Origin of the sequence: Halorhabdus sp. CUG00001 (assembly GCF_009797925.1) — an archaeon.
Lineage (GTDB): Archaea > Halobacteriota > Halobacteria > Halobacteriales > Haloarculaceae > Halorhabdus.
In genome coordinates this window covers 904114-920099 of record NZ_VOLB01000001.1, presented here as the reverse complement: position 1 = coordinate 920099, position 15986 = coordinate 904114, and the positions used below count along the sequence as shown (strand labels likewise).

The window sequence follows — 15986 nt, the reverse complement described above, 5'->3', positions numbered from 1 at the left end:
CTCCGTTGGTGGCTGTACAAGCGGTCCTCGCTTCTCGGTTGAGGGATCTACGCTGGCTTGGCCACTCTACGTCGGATTTCGAAAGGACAACTGCAATAAATCGGCAGCACCTACTGGTTTTCATGGATCGGCCTCTGACGAGCCGAGATACGTTTGTGGGCAGTCGATCGTACTCGGTCGACGGCTCCGGCCTGACAGATCCGCGACAGCGCAATCGCCGACACGCAGAAACCGACCCACGTTCTTCGTCGTTCGTCTCTGCCCAGGCCCGCTGTTGTCGCTGTTGATTGTTCGTTCATCTCCGATCGGATCGACATCGACTAACTTCGAGTCCCAGACAGATATGACAACACACGACACTCCCAAGGCATCGGTATTGGACACCATCGGCGAGACGCCGCTGGTCGAACTCGACGTATCACCGGCTACGGTCCCGGTTTACGCTAAGCTGGAGACGTTCAATCCCGGCGGTAGCGTGAAAGATCGCATCGGGAAGTACATCCTCGAAGGATTGCTCGACCGTGGCGACATCGAGCCAGGCGGGACGATCGTCGAGCCGACCGCTGGTAACACTGGTATCGGCATGGCGATCGCCGCGACGCAGTTAGATCTCGATGCGATCTTCGTCGTGCCGGATGGCTTTAGCGTCGAGAAAGAGCGATTGATGGCCGCCCTCGGCGCGGAGATCGAACATATTTCCGGCGATGGCGGCATGGCCGCGGCCACCGAACGCGCCCGCGAGATCGCCGACACGTTCGACAACGCCGTCGTTCCCCAGCAATTTGGGACCCCGTTGAACGTCGAGGCACACTACCGGACGACCGGCCCGGAAATCATCGACGCGCTCGACGGCGAGGTCGGGGCGATCGTCGTCGGCGTCGGCTCCGGGGGCACGTTGACAGGGATCACTCGCGCCGTCCGCGAGGTAGTGCCCGATGTCCACGTCGTCGCCGTCGAACCCGAGGGCTCGATGTTTGGTTCGCTACTCGGCTCCGAGCGTGAGGAGGGGCCGTACAAAATCGAGGGCATCGGGACGCACGATCCCGACGTGACCGACTTGCTCGCCCCCGACGAGATCGACGAATTTCGGCCAGTGAGCGACCGAGACGCCCACGCTGAAGTAAAGCGACTCGCCGCCGCGGAGGGTCATCTCGTCGGCTCGAGTGCCGGCGCGGCGAGCGTCGTGGCTCGACAGGTGGCCGAGGAGATCGCGGCCGGTGAGCGAGATGCGCCCTTCGAGACCGTCGCGACGGTGTTTCCCGATGGGGGCGAGCGATATCTCTCGAAGGACATTTACGGATCCTTCGAGGAGTGGGAGGGGAAATAATGACTGGCGACGGATTCGATCCCGCGGACTTCGAGACGCGCGCGATTCACGCCGGCTGGCAACCGGATCAAGAGACTGGCGCGATCATGCCACCGATCTATGCCTCTTCGACGTTCGCTCAGGATGCGCCCGGCGAGGATCGCGGCTACGAATACTCACGGACGGGTAATCCGACGCGAACGGCCCTAGAAGACAACCTGGCGAGCCTCGAAGGGGGCGAATACGGCCGGGCGTTCGCCAGCGGGATGGCGGCGATCAATACGGTTTTGAACTTGCTCGAGGCGGGCGATCATGTCGTCGTCGGACGGGACGTCTACGGCGGCACCCACCGACTGTTTACCGGCGTCTACGAGGACTACGACCTCGCTTTTTCGTTCGTCGACGCGACTGATCCGGACGTCGTGGCCGAGGCGATCACCGACGAGACCGCACTCGTCTGGATCGAGACGCCGACGAATCCCCTGCTGCAGATTATAGATATCGAAGCGATATCGGCGGTCGCGAGCGAGGGTGACGCGTTGCTCGCGGTGGACAACACGTTCGCGACGCCGTATCTTCAACGTCCACTCGAACACGGTGTGGACATCGTGGCCCACTCGCTGACGAAATACCTCGGCGGACACTCGGATGTCGTCGGCGGGGCGCTGGTCACCGACGACGAGCAACTCGACGAACAACTCGGCTACTATCAGAACAGCGTCGGCGCGACGCCGGACCCGTTCGGGTGTTTCCTCGTCCTTCGGGGGACCAAGACCCTCCCCGTCCGGATGGACCAACACACCGACAACGCCCGGAAGCTGGCGGCGTGGCTGGACGACCACCCGGCCGTCGAGACGGTCTATTATCCGGGGCTCGACACCCATCCTGGCCACGAGATCGCAGCGGCACAGATGGATGACTTCGGTGGGATGCTCAGCGTCGATCTGGCGGCCGATCTCGACGCTGTCCGGGAGTTCGTTTCCAGTACCGATGTGTTCACGCTTGCGGAAAGTCTCGGCGGCGTCGAGAGCCTGCTCGAACATCCAGCGACGATGACCCACGCGGCCGTTCCGGCTGCTGAACGCCGAGAAACCGGGATTACCGACGGGCTCGTCCGGCTGAGTGTCGGGTTAGAGTCGTTCGAAGATCTGCAGGCTGACCTAGAGCAGGCGCTCGCTGAGACGGTCGCATCCAACCGATAACAGGAAGTCTTGGCCTATCGAGTCGTCGAATCCATCGAGCAGGTGTCCATCCCGAGCAAGGAATACATCCCGCAACTCCCCGTCGCTGCAGTGCCAAGCATCATGAGTGCAACCACACCGAGGATCGGTGAGAGGATCGCCGGAAGCGAGACGACTTTTGCGAGGATCGCAAGCGAAACAGCGCCCGCAAGCGCACCGAGCAGCGTCCTAACTTGGCGGTCCGTCGTACCGACGTTTTGCTCCATACACTCACTTACACGGCCAGGGGTATAGCTTTTTGTATTGGGACGATCGGGAAGAACTGCAAGACGGAATGGTCCCAGAACACGTCCGCTACAACTCAGATGAACTCAATTGTGGATGTAGATTTGCGTATCTAAAACAATACAGCTGTCGAAGCGACGTATGCAATACCGACAAATTGCGGCCCCCTCGTGCCCTGACGCGTGGCACTTTGCCATACTGGCCTGACAACTCTTCCGTATGGAGTGTTGTCTCTCGAAAAGAGCGGGACGGTCAAAAACAACGCTTTCCACGGTGACTCGCAAAGATACTCCCATCGAATATGGATCCGGGAAAGCGGGACATCATGGAAGCGACGTACGACGCGATCAGCCAGTACGGGTACAGCGATCTGACGATCCAGAATATCGCTGACGAATTCGACCACAGCAAGACGCTGATTTATTATCATTACGACGGACGAGACGAGCTGTTGGTCGACTTTCTCAGCTACATCCTCGACAGATTCCTCGACGAACTCCCCGATGAAGACGATTCGCCGAGAGAACAACTTGAGAATCTCGTCGAAACCCTTCTGCCAACGACCGTTTCCGAGGAGCCGTATCGGGTCATGTTGGCGATGTTCGAGCTTCGGATGAACGCACCACACGATACGGCCGTTCGGGACCAATACCTCGCCGTCGAAGAGACGATCACGGATCTCATCGAAGATATTCTGACACGCGGCATCGACGCCGGTGAATTCGAGGACCTCGACACGAAAGTCGAAGCCGAGTTGCTCGTCTCGTTGCTGATTGGTACGCGGACGCGTCGACTGACCGTCTATGCGCCCGAACAGTCGATCGAGCCCTTGAAAACTGCCATTGGAGCACAAATCGATCGCATCACCACTGCCGAATGTGAGTGATGCCCCGAGCAGCGAACGGACAATCACTGCGCGCTGGGTTGGCTATCTATCACGCAGCCAGGGATTGCATTACCGTTGGGTCTCACCACCATCGACTGGGGTCACCTCCCCGATAACGAGCGAGGTATCTTCCGCATACAGCCCGGTGATGACGTCTGTGGCCCCTGGGCACCACAACTTTAAATACTAACCAAGTATTTAGGATATAGTTGAAGGAAAATGCTCGAGACCAAAACAGACCGGTATCTTGCAGTCGGTGCAATCAGTGCTGTCATTTCACTACTCCTGATGCCAATTGCGGGCGTTGTCTCTATTTATAGCGGGTACAAGGTGCATGGTGAGACCAAAGAGCTGTACAGCTACTTGCTGGTCGGCATGGGGACGATCGCACTCTTGCTCTGGATCGGCTACCTCCTGACTCTTTGATCACACCTAGTGCCGTCCCCCGATAGTCCGTTGTTTTTTCACTCAGTTCACTGGAGTCGGTAGCAGTCCAACGAGAGTGTAATCTGGGCACGACGTCGCTGAAAACCTCACCCGTGCAACTTCCGTCTCTCGCTGTCTTCCTGTTTGCGGTCGCCATCGGCGACGAAAATCGATCGAGTCGTGGCCACAGCAAGCACTGTGGTGACTTCTGGATCAATACACTCGGAGTTACTCATAGCGACAATCAGACCGTTTCTCGATGTGAAACGCTGTTCGGAGACTCATCAAAGAGCAATCCTCCTAGCCCTCATAGAGGTGTTCACTCGTATGCCTTCACGCTTCAACAACGACGCTGACAGTACCATACAGACGACCCAGAGTCGACGCCGATTCCTGCTCGGAATGGGCACTCTGACAGCAGCTTTGGCCGGTTGCAGCGGTGATACCAGTCAGCAAGCAACCGAGGCTCCGACCGACAACACAACCGACGACGGTCCGACGGACGAGACGCCGGTCGACGACTCCCCAACGGAGACGTTCGATCCGGCGGGCGACTTGCCCTACGGCCAGTGGTTGACGAGAGACAATCGTGGGTTGTTCTTTGCCTACGCTAATCTGGACAATTTACCCGACGATACCGTCGCTGACTCTGGTGGCTCTTCGGATCGATCCGTCGATGATCCGCTGGCTCTGTATCCGCTCGTGCTCGGTGGGGCTGCTGTCGGCATTGGCCGACTGTCGCTTTCGTATGTCGGACTCGCCCAGGCCATCAACCCCAGGGCTACGTCCGACTCGACGGTGAACGAGCTAACCATCACCAACGAGACTATAATCGCCGAGGGATCTTTCGCAACCGACCAGCTACACGACCGACTGATCGAGTCCACGGACGAAACGTTTGGCATCGCCTACGAACAAACTAGCACAGAACGGGGATACGACCGGTACGAGCCCGTTGACGTTCCCGATTCGGTAGACGATCCGCCTGCAGTAGCAGTCACAGACGAGACAGTCATCGCTGGGCCAGACGCCAGCCGACTCGACCAGACGATTGCCACCGACGTCGGGAATCGGTCCCGAATCTTCGAGACTGACGAAGCCGCTACAGCACTGCTCGAACAGGCCGGGACTGGCGATCTCGTGGTCGGTCAGTTCGGGGCGGCGACAAGTGAGCAACTCTTTGGGGACCTACAGCTCGATCCCGGCCCGCAGTTCAGGCCCCGCTCTGGCGAGAACGTGGTTGCGGCAGTGGATTTCGACGCGAGCAGCGACACGTTCGAAGCGCAGTTCGCCCTCGACGCGGCCGATCTCGGTGAGGGCAGACAAGAGACAATCGAGACGTCGTTCGGGACAGCGGCCGTCGACGACTCGGCATCGATCGACGTGAGTGACGGCCGTCTCATCGCGAGTGGTACCTACAGCGTCGAGAGCCTGGGCCTGACGAGCGCCGACAGTGCTGGAGACGAGCAACTTTCGGAGGCGGCAGCTGCAGAATTAGTCGCTCCAGACGCACTCACCTTCCAGTACGAGCCCCAACCAGACCAGCAGTTCGGGGAACTCTGGGTTACAATCACCGAAGAGACCGACGCGGCGGCGATCCGACTCGATACTGATACAGGTAATTCTACCGAAATCCGGCCCCAAGAGGGCTCTATCAGCAACGGTGATAGTATATCTGTGCCGGTCGATCAGGACGGAGACGCTGTGACTGTCTCCGTACTCAACGACGAGGGTGCAGTCGGTAAACTCACAACCCAGTCCGTCCCGACGGCCGAACTGTCCGAGGAAACAGCCAGCAAAGCGGTTCCAGAAGATGCGCTGTCGTTCACTTACGACTCACCCGACGGTGGTGAGTTCGGCTCACTCACGATCGAGATTGTCGCAGACACCGACGCTGAGACACTCATCGCACAGCCACAGGAGGCACCTGGACTGTTCGCTGATCGCGTCGGTTCACTGGGCAGCCACGCGCCCATCGATGTCGGTACGACCCTCGAAACGGCCGTAGAGCCAGCGGGCGAGGAAGTCATCGTGTACGCGACTGTCGACGGTGCCACTGGTGTGGTTGCCCGCTGGCAAGGTCCAACGTAATCAGTTGATCCAGCTTCCGGGGTACTCATGTCCGTCGCCCACGACGTGTACCTCGACAGTGCCGCCAGCGCACGTGCCTTCCCGACGGACATACCGTCACGGGCGTACAGCGAGACTACTAACTCCCGCTTCATCGCGGACGACCGCTCCTTCTCTGAGAGCTGCAACGCGTCGTAAACGTCGTCGATTTCGATCGTCGCCATCTCTGAGAATGTGTGCGCGATTTTGAGGTTTGGCTAGCGTCTCTCGAGCGGATGACAGGCAAAGCAAGCGCTCGAAGCGGCCCATTGTGTGCCCGGAACACTACCGGGCGAGTTTACTAGTCGGCTCAGTGGAAGTAAACTCACGCTTCGGCGAATTGAGAACAGACGGACGTGAGCACGCTATTCGTTTTCGAGGGCGTCGTAAATATCGCGGTGTTCGTCCCGGTCTGCCTTGGCGACTCGCAACACAAGCTCTCGACGAATGTCTTCCATCACGTCGTCGAGTGGCGTTGGTTCACCTGTCTGCTCTTCGGTCGCCATATCAACATCTTGACTACGAGTCCAGTTAATCGTTCGGGTCTGATAATTCGTCGGACAGTTGATCGAGTCCATACTCGACGAGGTCACCTCGCCATCGTTCGATCACTTCGTTCAAATCGACTTCTGTCGTGTGTATCCGGAGATATTCGATCACGTCGTCCTCATCAACGGCCGTCTCGTCGGTGCCAAACGTCGCCAATGTCTCTCTGATTTCGTCGTCGTATTCGAACCGGTGACCGTTGAGCAGATAGAACACCGTCGTCGTGTTGAGTGCGGTTCGTTTGTTTCCGTCCACGAACGGATGATTGGCGACGAGAAGCCGAAGTAGGTGAAAGGCCTTCTCGTGGATCGTCTCTGGGACTGATCCGAAGCTCCCTTCGCTGATGTACTCCAGTGCGAATTCGATATCTCCGCGACTCTGGACGCCTGGGCTGGTGTTGGGGTACTCCGAGATAATGTCCTCGTGGATGTCGAGGACGTCTTCGACCGACGGATACCAGAGCGAGTCCGTCATCGTCGGCGATTCACGTCCAACTCACCTATCCTTTTCTCTCCAGATGAGTGACTCACGGAGGAACGCTGCATGTTGGCTCAATCTATGACCGAGACAATCGAAAGGATGTACGCCCGGAACACTCTCGGCCGAACTTCTACTAGTAGGTTCATGGAATTTGTAATCGGGCGTTCGGCGACCGAGTGGCTCAGAGAGCTCGGTAGGTCTCCGGGAGACCTTCCTTCGGTCGTCTCCCGAGCCTTTGCTCGCTGCGCTCGCAAAGACGCCCGGTTCACTCGCGCGAACGGATTGTGAGCGCGAGGCCGACGAGCGACCAACGGGAGCGAGGAGTGCTTTTGGTCGAGCTTTTGCAAGCGAGCGACGCAGTCGCTCGCGTAGTAAAAGGTCGTAGTGTACGCCCGGAACACTACCGGGCGAAAATCTACTAGTAGGCTCTGTGGAACTACAATCGAGCGTTCTTTGGTTAGTGTTTGATGATCGTTACAGTGAATAGCGAGTCGTCGGAGAGGACACTCTGGACGCGGCTGTGCCACAGGTCGGCGAACAGTTCGCGGTCTTCATTGCTCGCTGTCCCCTCGATGATCTGTTGGAGGTTGCCGAGTACTGTCCCGCCATCCGGAACGTCGCCGACGTGGTAGGTCACCTCGACGGTTTCGTCAGTATCGGTTCGGCGGAAACGGAACGTTGGGGCAGCACTATCAGAGTCGAACGCGTCGAACGCCAGCATATTCTGGCGATTGCCGTGACCACCGGCGAGCCCAGCGAAGCCGTCTTTCTGGGCTGCACCGGTCACGTACGAGATGAGGCGCCCTATGACGCCGTAGGTGGCGTCGTCGCGCGGCCCTGCGGCGAGCACTCCGATCTCGCTTCGGACCGGATGACCGTCCGGATACAGCGCGTCGAGGCCCAACTGGGCGATGCGATAGGCGCCGGATGCGGTCGGACAGGAGTGGCCTGCCGCCTTTACTACGTCCTCGTACGTGACGACGAACGGTTCGCCTGGTTCGAGGACCGCAAGCGCCTCCGCAACGGGGTCGCGGATGCGGATCGGTTCAGCGTCGTATTCGACGGCCCAGTGCTCTTCAGTACGGTCTGTGTCGGTCGGAGTCGTGTTCTCTGACATTGTGAGCTGTGTGTAATCGCTCGTTCGCGATTCGATTTCGTTCAGTACCGCAGCAGCCGCATCCCGTTGCCGATCACGGCAAGGACGCTGGCCTCGTGGACGAGCATCCCGAGCGCGAGTGTGACGTAGCTCGTCAGCACGCCAGCCAGCAGCAGCGTCACCGTCAGCACCGCGAGGCCGACGTTCTCGTAGATGTTCCAGCGCGTCGCCTTGCTCAGCGTTACCGCGTACGGGATGCGCTCGAGGTCGTCGGCCATCAGTGCCATATCGGCAGTCTCGATGGCGGTGTCGGTCCCGGCGGCGCCCATAGCGATGCCCACGTCGGCGGTCGCCAGGGACGGTGCGTCGTTGATGCCGTCGCCGACCATTGCCACGACGTGGCCCGCTTCGCGGTAGTCCTCGATGACCGCCTGCTTGTCTTCGGGGAGTAGCTCCGCCCGATAGTCGTCGATGCCGACCTCGTCGGCCACTGCGGCCGCGACGCGTTCGTTGTCGCCGGTCAGCATCACCGTCTCTATGCCTGCGTCTTGGAGTTGCTGGACGACACCGGGCGCGGCCTCGCGGAGTGCGTCGCGCATAGCAATGGCACCGACGGCGACGCCGTCACGCACCACGTGGACGACAGTCTCGCCCCGCTCCTCGCGCTCGCGGACGTAGTCGCCGACTTTCTCGGGGATCTCGATGTCGCGCTCGTCGAGCAGTTTTCGATTGCCGACGACGATCTCGCGGCCGCCATGGTGGGTGATGACGCCCTTGCCAGCGATCACCTCGAAGCTCTCGGGGTCGGGGACTGATCGTGCTTCCGTGGGTGCTGATTCGGTGTCTGCCCGGACAGCTGCCGTCCCGCCATCGGCGACCGCGGTCGGACGGTTCTGCGCCGCCTCGAGGATGGCGTCGCCGAGGTGGTGTTCGCTCTTCTTCTCGGCGATAGCCGCGAGTTTCAGTACCTCACCGGCCTCGGCGTCGAACCCTGCAACGTCGGCCACGGTCGTTTCGCCCTTGGTGAGCGTGCCGGTCTTATCGAAGGCGACGAGGTCCATCTTGCCGGCCTGTTCGAGATGCTCGCCGCCCTTCATGAGGACGCCCGAACGTGCGGCGTTACCGATAGCCGAGACGATACTGACCGGCGGCCCGATCACCAGCGCGCCCGGACACCCGATGACGAGCAGCGTCAGTGACAAAGTCGCGTTCTGTGTGACTGCGTAGGCGCCGATAGACAGCGCGAGCACACCGGGCGTGTAGTACTTCGCGAAGCGGTCGATGAGGCTCTCGGTCGGTGACTGGGCCTCCTGGGCCTCTTCGACGCGGCGGATGATCCGCTGGAGCGTGGTATCCGTCCCAGAGCCGGTCGTCCGGACTTCCAGCGAGCCCTCCTGGTTAATCGTCCCGGCGTAGACTTCGTCGCCATCACCTTTGTGGACGGGCGCGCTCTCGCCAGTGACTGGCGCCTGATTGACTGCGCTTTCACCCTTACCGACTTCCCCGTCCACGGGAATCTTCTCGCCGGGTTTGACGATCACGACCTCGCCCTCTTCGACTTCCCGGGCGGGCACCTCTTGTTGCTCGCCGTTCCGGCGAACTGTTGCCGTGTCGGGCGTCATCTCCAGCAACGCTTCGAGGGCGTTGCGCGTCTTGCGCATCGTCCGCCCTTCGAGGTACGACCCCAGTGCGAACAGGAAGACCACCGCGGCGGCCTCCCAATACGATCCGATGGCTATTGCGCCGACGGCAGCCAACGTCACGAGCGTCTTGATGCCCAGCGTCCGGCTCTTGACCTCGTAGTAGGCAGTCTTGGCGATGTCGTAGCCGCCGACGATCGCCGCGAGGATCAAGACCGCGGCGCTCGCCGTGTCGAAGGCCGAAACGTAGCCGAGACTCCACCCGCCGGCGTACAGCAGGCCGCTCACCGCGACGACGACGGCCTTCCGGTGTTTGCGATAGTATTGTGTGGCTGATTGGGTGTCCATGATTAGTCTCCTCAGGCGGGCTGGGGCGTGTAGCCCTGGTTCTCGATAGTCTGTTCGAACGTGCCGGGGTCGGCGACGGTGTCATCATAGTCGATCTCGACGCGGCCGGTCGAGTAGTGTACCTCGACGTCTTCGACGCCGTCCTGATTCGAGAGGGCGCGTTCGACCGTGCTCGCACAGCTCGGGCAGTCGAAGTCCATCACGCGGAGTTCCGTTGTCTTGCTCATTGCAATGCAACGTAGCATCCACAATGCCATAAGTATTTTTTAGATGATATGTTTGAATGGGGATACGTGGTGTTTGAACGGACAAACGAGTCGTCTAGAGCTTTCAGAACTCCCTCGAGAGCGGGCGTCGAGCCACGTTCGAATGACGGTCGTTATTACTTAGCGTGCACGGACCGTTAGTTCGCTTATGAGCTCGTCCGATGTCGAGCACGAACTCGAGGATGTCGCCGTTCGAGATACGAAGGTCTCCGATGCTATCGATGAACCGATGCGAGCGATAATTCTCGATATTCTTGCTGAGGAGACGCTGACGGCGAGTGACGTACACGAGCGCCTCGCTGATCGCGGGATCGACCGGACAGAAAACACCGTGCGCCACCACATCAACGAACTTCGGGACGCGGGCCTCGTCGATGTGGTTCGATTCGAGGAGGGTCGGGGTGGGACAATCAAATACTACGGGGCAAACACGACCGTTCTCTCGTACTCGCTGCCGGAATCAGCTGATCCCGCTATCGAGGAGATGATCGACGCAGTCCAGCCACAGATCGAGACAGCACTCGCCACGCTGACCGACGAGTACGACGACGTGACCGACGAGATCACGGCAGAGATGCAACCCTGTGAGCACTGCCGAACCCAGAAATACGAGACGTACGTTCTGTTGACAGTCCTCCGGCGGGCCTTCGTCCGAGCAAATCAAGACGGGGAGTCCACATACCCCACGGAGGAATGCTAAGACGTATCGTTTTAATATGAGAAAACGGACCGTCGTGCATTCCCACGGTGTATAGAACAGAGACAGCCGAACCCGACGGATGTGGGTTCCCCCGGTAGACCGCTTCTCGGGCTCGTCGTCATCGACTGTTTTCAGAGATCCAGCGGGAAAGTGGCGTCAATACCGAAGTATCCCGTTTAACGGAAGACGCTGTATAAAACGATCTATGCTATTTACAGATAGTTCTAATAGCACACTCGAAATGTACGCCCGTGACACTACCGGATGAGTTTCTACTAGTAGGCTCGGTGAAACTGAAATGAAGTACTCTATAGGCTAAAATCCAATAACTTGATATATCAAGGTTCGATGTCTCATATCAGAATAAAAACTTATCTCTAACTGATTGGAACGCGAGTCTTCCGAGCAACTGACTGGGGCCACGTTTTGGCAGGTCGCGGACGACATCCATCGTACTCGGGGGCTCACTCCTACCGATGCCGAGTTCCCAGTCTGTCTCCGATTCGAAACGGTCCACCGCGGTCTCAACGCGGTCGCGCACCGCATCGGCATCCATCGTCTTCACGTCGCCATCTTCCATCAGTACGTCGCCATCCACGATCACCGTCTCCACGTCAGCCGGTGCTGCGTTATTAGCCACCTGTGCTGGGATGTTGGTCAGTGGTGTGAATTTCGGCTTCTCAACGTCGAGCAGAATGATATCGGCCCGTTTTCCGGGTTCGAGGCTCCCGATCTCGTCGTCGACACCAAGCGCCTTCGCCCCTTCGATAGTGAGCATTCGCACGAGTCCCATCGAGTCGTACTGGCCGGTCGAGCGCTTGAGGTTCGCTGCGAGCCGGGCCTGCCTCGCCTCGCCGAACAAACTGTAGGAATCGTGCCAGTAGTGGTCGTCGATGCCCAGACCGACATCGACGCCCGCGGCGCGCAGTTCCGGCACCGGCGTCCACTGCACATCACCGTCTGTGTTCCAGTAGCTGAAGATTGACGGGCAGTGTGCCACCGACGCGTTCGCCTCGGCCGTCCGCTGGATGTCTTCATCATCGGCGAGCCGGAAGTGCGCGGCCACGAGCCGGTCGTCGAGGAGGCCGACGTCGTCAAGAAGGTCAAGCGAGTCTTCGGCTCCGTTCGAGCGCGCCATCGTGTTGCTCGCTTCCAGTTCGAGCAGGTGCGTGTGAACGAGTAAATCGGGGTGGTCGGCGGCGAGGTCGGCAGTGCGCTCCCACAGCGTGCGGGTACACGACCAGTCGTCGTGGGGGTCGATCGTCGCCCGGATGCGTCCGTCGAACGCGCCGTGGTAGTCATCTATGAACTCACGGGCGCGGTTGAACTGCTCGTCAACCGGGATATCCCAGAAGAGGTCCGAGAGCGCTACCCCGAAGAACCCGCGGAGACCCGCCTCGCCGAACGTCTCTGCGCCTCCGCTGGGACGGACATCCATTGAGTTGACGGTGGTGACACCACCCGTGAGAAAGTTCAGTGCCGCAAGTTCGTAGCCTGCCTCGGTGAGGTAGTCGTACTCTCCCGCAGCGATGTGGCCAAAGATGGCGGTCATCCCGCCCACCATCTCCATGAGGTTGAGGTCGCTAAACGCACCGAGCAGCGGCGTCAGTTCGAGATGAGTGTGCGCGTTGACCAGACCGGGCATCACGACGGTGCCCTCGGCATCAACGAGCCGATCGGCGTCACAGGCCCGATCACGTTCTCGTGTCGTTCGCACATCGGTGATTAGACCGTCTTTGACCACGACCGTCCCGTTCTCGTAAATTCTGTTGTCTTCGTCAACAGTCATAACCACTGCGTCGTGTACCACGAGATCCGCGTCGTTAACCGTGCCCTCAGTGTTATATTCCAACTCACCGGTAGTTACCGTCATAGTTGCAGGTAGGACAGTATGTCCGGTGAGCGTTCTGCCGGGTATCGTCATGGGGTTTTTATACCGGAGGTGCTGAAACAGGCGGTACGTCTGACGATGTCGTTGACTCGACTCCAGATTTCGGCGTCGTTGGCACCCTCGGTTCTCCCGTCGTTCTACGTCACAGTCACGGAGTCGCCGGCGATCTCGCAGTTGCGGCTCGTTGACTGGAATCTCGCAGCAGAGGACGTGGCAACTGTGCTGTACGATGTTGACGGAGACACAGACGTGTTCGTCGATGCAGCTCGTGGGACCGACGGGATCGAGGACGTAACGGTACCTCCTTCTACCGGTGGCTCGGGATTCGTGCTGGTCACTGCGACCCCTGAGGCACTCCCGTTTTTCAGGACCTTTCTCGTGTTGACGGCACGGGCGGGGTTACTTGTCAGGTCCCCAGTCGTGTACAGCGACTTCGAAACGAGCGGTGAGGTGGTGGGAGACGCCGAGGCACTTCAGGCCGCAGTTGACACCGCACCAAGTACTATCGACGTGACTATCGAAGAAATCGGGTCACGCCCGTCGCTACGGACGGATCCATTGTCGAAGTTGAGCACTCGCCAGCGTGAAGCTGTTCGCCTCGCGTTTGAACACGGATACTATCGGCACCCTCGGGAGACAACACACGCAGAATTAGCCGATAAACTTGGATGTGCGCCGAACACGGTCAGCGAACATCTACAGAAAGCTGAAATGAAACTCATCAAAGCGCTCGTTTCGCAGCGTAACTCTGGGCCGTAGTATCGATTGGAACTACCATCGTTCCAAATACAGTCTCTACTAGTAGATCTGGAGAGGAAGGAATCTGCCGTATTCCCGTGATATTGGGGCCGATATCCCCGATAGCTAGCGTGTGGGACACTGACTCTGGGTACGACACTATTGTACGCGTTGTATCTAACATGCGTCTCCAAAGCTGACAGTTGTCAGTCACACCGCCAGACCTCATTCCAGGCTCGTCATCATCGGCAGTGTCCGAGATCTAGCGAGAAAGAGCGGGCACTACAAGTGAATCTCATTCACCGAGAGATGGTGCCCGAAGCTCTTCATATTGCTTGCAGATAATTCTAATAGGGCACACGAAATGTACGCCCGGAACACTAACGACCGACCTCATTCCTGGCGGCGTGCCGGGTTGGCCGGGAAACCCTCGTGCCGGGCGGGAGACGCCGAAGGCGTCTCCAGGTGCCGAGACGGTGGTAACCGCCAAGGCGGGTGGCGCGTTAGCGTCACCGAATGCACGAGCGGCGGATGCCGCGAGTGCGGGTGGCCTGTAGGCCACCGACTGCGGAGGCGGCGAAGCCGCCTCGAAATGTCGCGTGCCCGGGTTCGCCGCGCTGTCATCGCACCACTCTGGGTACACTCGGGCGGGGACTAAGGCACGCACGCAGAACTTCTCGCCGTGGACAGTAAAGCGCTTCGTGGTAGTCAGACCGTATACGTCGACTCCTGGAGTTGGACGTACCGATCACCCCGGTACGACCATCGTTTGCGCCGGTAGCGAAGATAGATACCGATTCCTTCCAGGCCTGCCGAAAGGGCCTGGCGCTTGCGTGAGCCGTCGGTCCGTAACATTCGGTTGATGATGGCAAAGTATCGGTCCCAGTCGTTTGGCTCCATGCCACGGACCAGCGCGGCGAAGGTGACGTTCCGGCGGACTTCATCGCCGATGGCCCGTTGCCAGGCGTCGTTGTACTCCGTCATTCGCCCCTCTGCGGCGAGTTCGCCGGCGATTTTGCCTGTTCGTATCGCGACGTGATCGCCACCTTCGTGAAACGCCGACGTGGCACCCATCGCACCGCCGACGACGGCGACGTTGGCTGCTGTCGGGGACTCGATCGGTTGCGTCGAGGAGATTGGATACGCCTCCCTCCCGGATTGCTTCCCGCGATCTTCGACGATCGGGAAGTCATCGAGTTCGTATTCGGGGAACTGCTGTTCGAGCAACCGCCGGATGTAGACTCGACCTGGGGGGATAGCGTCGTCCTCGTCGTCCAGGAGGGCATACGCCGCAGGATCGGCCACGTCCTCGATGTCCATCCCGATCGGCATCGTGAGTCCGATGCGAGCGACGCCATCGTCGTTGGGGAAGATCCACGGATACGCGGTGTGACCGGGCATGACTCCCCACCAGAACTCGATGTGGTCGGGATCGAACAGTTCCGCTGGCAGCTGGCGATACTCTTGGTAGGCGATGTGGTTGGCCTGATCGGGAGCGAGATGGTCCGTGGCACTCCTTTCAGCCGGTAAGAACTGATCGAGGACGTCCATCGTCACCGTTCGCTGTGGACCATCTGCGAGAACGAGCGCGTCACCCTCGATCTCGGTACCGTCCGCGAGGTGGACCCGATGGGTCGGTGTCGATCCACTGGTGGCCGATTCGACGTTGGTAACGCTCGTCCCGACCCGATAATCCGCACCGGCATCTTCGGCCAGACTCCGGAGCCAGTCGTCGAATCGGGCTCGATCGACCGTAAACCCGAACCCGTCGTAGGACGACCCAATCCGGGTGTTTTCGATCGTCACTGACTCGGAGGGGCCGTGAAACGTCGCACCGTCGAGTTCACGTAACACGACGTCTGCGGGCATGTCTTCAGGATGCTCGCCCATAATGTCGACCCAGTAATCCAAAATACCGGCGGCATCCGTCGAGTCCGGACCGAGCTCGTCCCTATCGGTACGGGGAACCCCCTTCTCTACGAGGACGACATCGGCACCGCTGTTCGCTGCGGCACGGGCCGCCGAAGAACCTGCCGGGCCGCCGCCGACAATCACGACGTCTGTCCGCTCCATACCGCAACCGCGACC

The 15986-nt window shown here is 59.7% G+C and carries 16 protein-coding genes and 1 pseudogene; 7 read left to right on the top strand and 10 right to left on the bottom strand.

The window, feature by feature from the left end:
- Positions 1-343 precede the first annotated feature (343 nt).
- A complete protein-coding gene (locus FR699_RS04590; RefSeq protein ID WP_154551557.1) occupies positions 344-1327 on the top strand; it encodes a PLP-dependent cysteine synthase family protein in 984 nt (327 codons plus the stop codon).
- Complete coding sequence (locus tag FR699_RS04585; protein WP_154551558.1) at positions 1327-2508, top strand: cystathionine gamma-synthase; 1182 nt, start codon at positions 1327-1329, stop codon at positions 2506-2508. The genes FR699_RS04590 and FR699_RS04585 overlap by 1 nt, the downstream gene beginning before the upstream one ends.
- 14 nt (positions 2509-2522) lie before the next feature.
- Here the strand turns inward: FR699_RS04585 and FR699_RS04580 are convergent, their stop codons facing one another.
- A complete protein-coding gene (locus tag FR699_RS04580; protein WP_154551559.1) occupies positions 2523-2753 on the bottom strand; it encodes a DUF2892 domain-containing protein in 231 nt (76 codons plus the stop codon).
- Between the two features lie 320 nt (positions 2754-3073).
- On the opposite strand from FR699_RS04580, the gene FR699_RS04575 reads away from it, so the two are divergent.
- Together FR699_RS04575 and FR699_RS04570 are read left to right on the top strand one after the other, a co-directional pair.
- Complete coding sequence (locus FR699_RS04575) at positions 3074-3658, top strand: TetR/AcrR family transcriptional regulator (RefSeq protein ID WP_229770530.1); 585 nt, start codon at positions 3074-3076, stop codon at positions 3656-3658.
- A 219-nt stretch (positions 3659-3877) separates the two neighbouring features.
- Complete coding sequence (locus tag FR699_RS04570; protein WP_154551560.1) at positions 3878-4084, top strand: hypothetical protein; 207 nt, start codon at positions 3878-3880, stop codon at positions 4082-4084.
- Positions 4085-4191: 107 nt separating this feature from the next.
- On the opposite strand, the gene FR699_RS13405 is transcribed toward FR699_RS04570, so the two are convergent.
- Complete coding sequence (locus FR699_RS13405; RefSeq protein WP_255470251.1) at positions 4192-4320, bottom strand: hypothetical protein; 129 nt, start codon at positions 4318-4320, stop codon at positions 4192-4194.
- A 91-nt stretch (positions 4321-4411) separates the two neighbouring features.
- Here FR699_RS13405 and FR699_RS13300 point away from each other — a divergent pair, with 91 nt between their 5' ends.
- Positions 4412-6175, top strand: coding sequence for a hypothetical protein (locus FR699_RS13300; RefSeq protein WP_233263369.1), 1764 nt, complete (start codon positions 4412-4414; stop codon positions 6173-6175).
- Positions 6176-6231: 56 nt separating this feature from the next.
- Here the strand turns inward: FR699_RS13300 and FR699_RS13400 are convergent.
- From FR699_RS13400 to FR699_RS04545, 6 genes and pseudogenes are all read right to left on the bottom strand, one after another.
- Positions 6232-6378 (bottom strand): annotated as a pseudogene (locus tag FR699_RS13400) (UPF0175 family protein); the annotation flags it as partial.
- A gap of 180 nt (positions 6379-6558) precedes the next feature.
- A complete protein-coding gene (locus FR699_RS13110) occupies positions 6559-6699 on the bottom strand; it encodes a hypothetical protein (protein WP_199268286.1) in 141 nt (46 codons plus the stop codon).
- Between the two features lie 25 nt (positions 6700-6724).
- Positions 6725-7213, bottom strand: a complete 489-nt coding sequence (locus tag FR699_RS04560; protein WP_158854379.1) for a type II toxin-antitoxin system death-on-curing family toxin — start codon at positions 7211-7213, stop codon at positions 6725-6727.
- Between the two features lie 463 nt (positions 7214-7676).
- Entirely contained in the window at positions 7677-8336 is a 660-nt protein-coding gene (locus tag FR699_RS04555; RefSeq protein ID WP_158854377.1) for a hypothetical protein, read from the bottom strand.
- A 41-nt stretch (positions 8337-8377) separates the two neighbouring features.
- Complete coding sequence (locus FR699_RS04550; RefSeq protein WP_158854375.1) at positions 8378-10303, bottom strand: cation-translocating P-type ATPase; 1926 nt, start codon at positions 10301-10303, stop codon at positions 8378-8380.
- A gap of 11 nt (positions 10304-10314) precedes the next feature.
- Positions 10315-10530, bottom strand: coding sequence for a heavy-metal-associated domain-containing protein (locus FR699_RS04545; protein WP_158854373.1), 216 nt, complete (start codon positions 10528-10530; stop codon positions 10315-10317).
- 187 nt (positions 10531-10717) lie between these two features.
- Between FR699_RS04545 and FR699_RS04540 the strand changes: the two genes are divergently transcribed.
- The gene (locus FR699_RS04540) at positions 10718-11269 is read left to right on the top strand and encodes a helix-turn-helix domain-containing protein (RefSeq protein WP_158854371.1); all 552 of its coding nucleotides are present in this window, start codon (positions 10718-10720) and stop codon (positions 11267-11269) included.
- Positions 11270-11627: 358 nt separating this feature from the next.
- Here the strand turns inward: FR699_RS04540 and FR699_RS04535 are convergent, their stop codons facing one another.
- Entirely contained in the window at positions 11628-13058 is a 1431-nt protein-coding gene (locus FR699_RS04535; protein WP_233263368.1) for an amidohydrolase family protein, read from the bottom strand.
- 180 nt (positions 13059-13238) lie between these two features.
- Between FR699_RS04535 and FR699_RS04530 the strand changes: the two genes are divergently transcribed.
- A complete protein-coding gene (locus FR699_RS04530) occupies positions 13239-13919 on the top strand; it encodes a helix-turn-helix domain-containing protein (protein WP_154551563.1) in 681 nt (226 codons plus the stop codon).
- A 687-nt stretch (positions 13920-14606) separates the two neighbouring features.
- Here the strand turns inward: FR699_RS04530 and FR699_RS04525 are convergent.
- The gene (locus tag FR699_RS04525; protein ID WP_154551569.1) at positions 14607-15971 is read right to left on the bottom strand and encodes an NAD(P)/FAD-dependent oxidoreductase; all 1365 of its coding nucleotides are present in this window, start codon (positions 15969-15971) and stop codon (positions 14607-14609) included.
- Positions 15972-15986 lie beyond the last annotated feature (15 nt).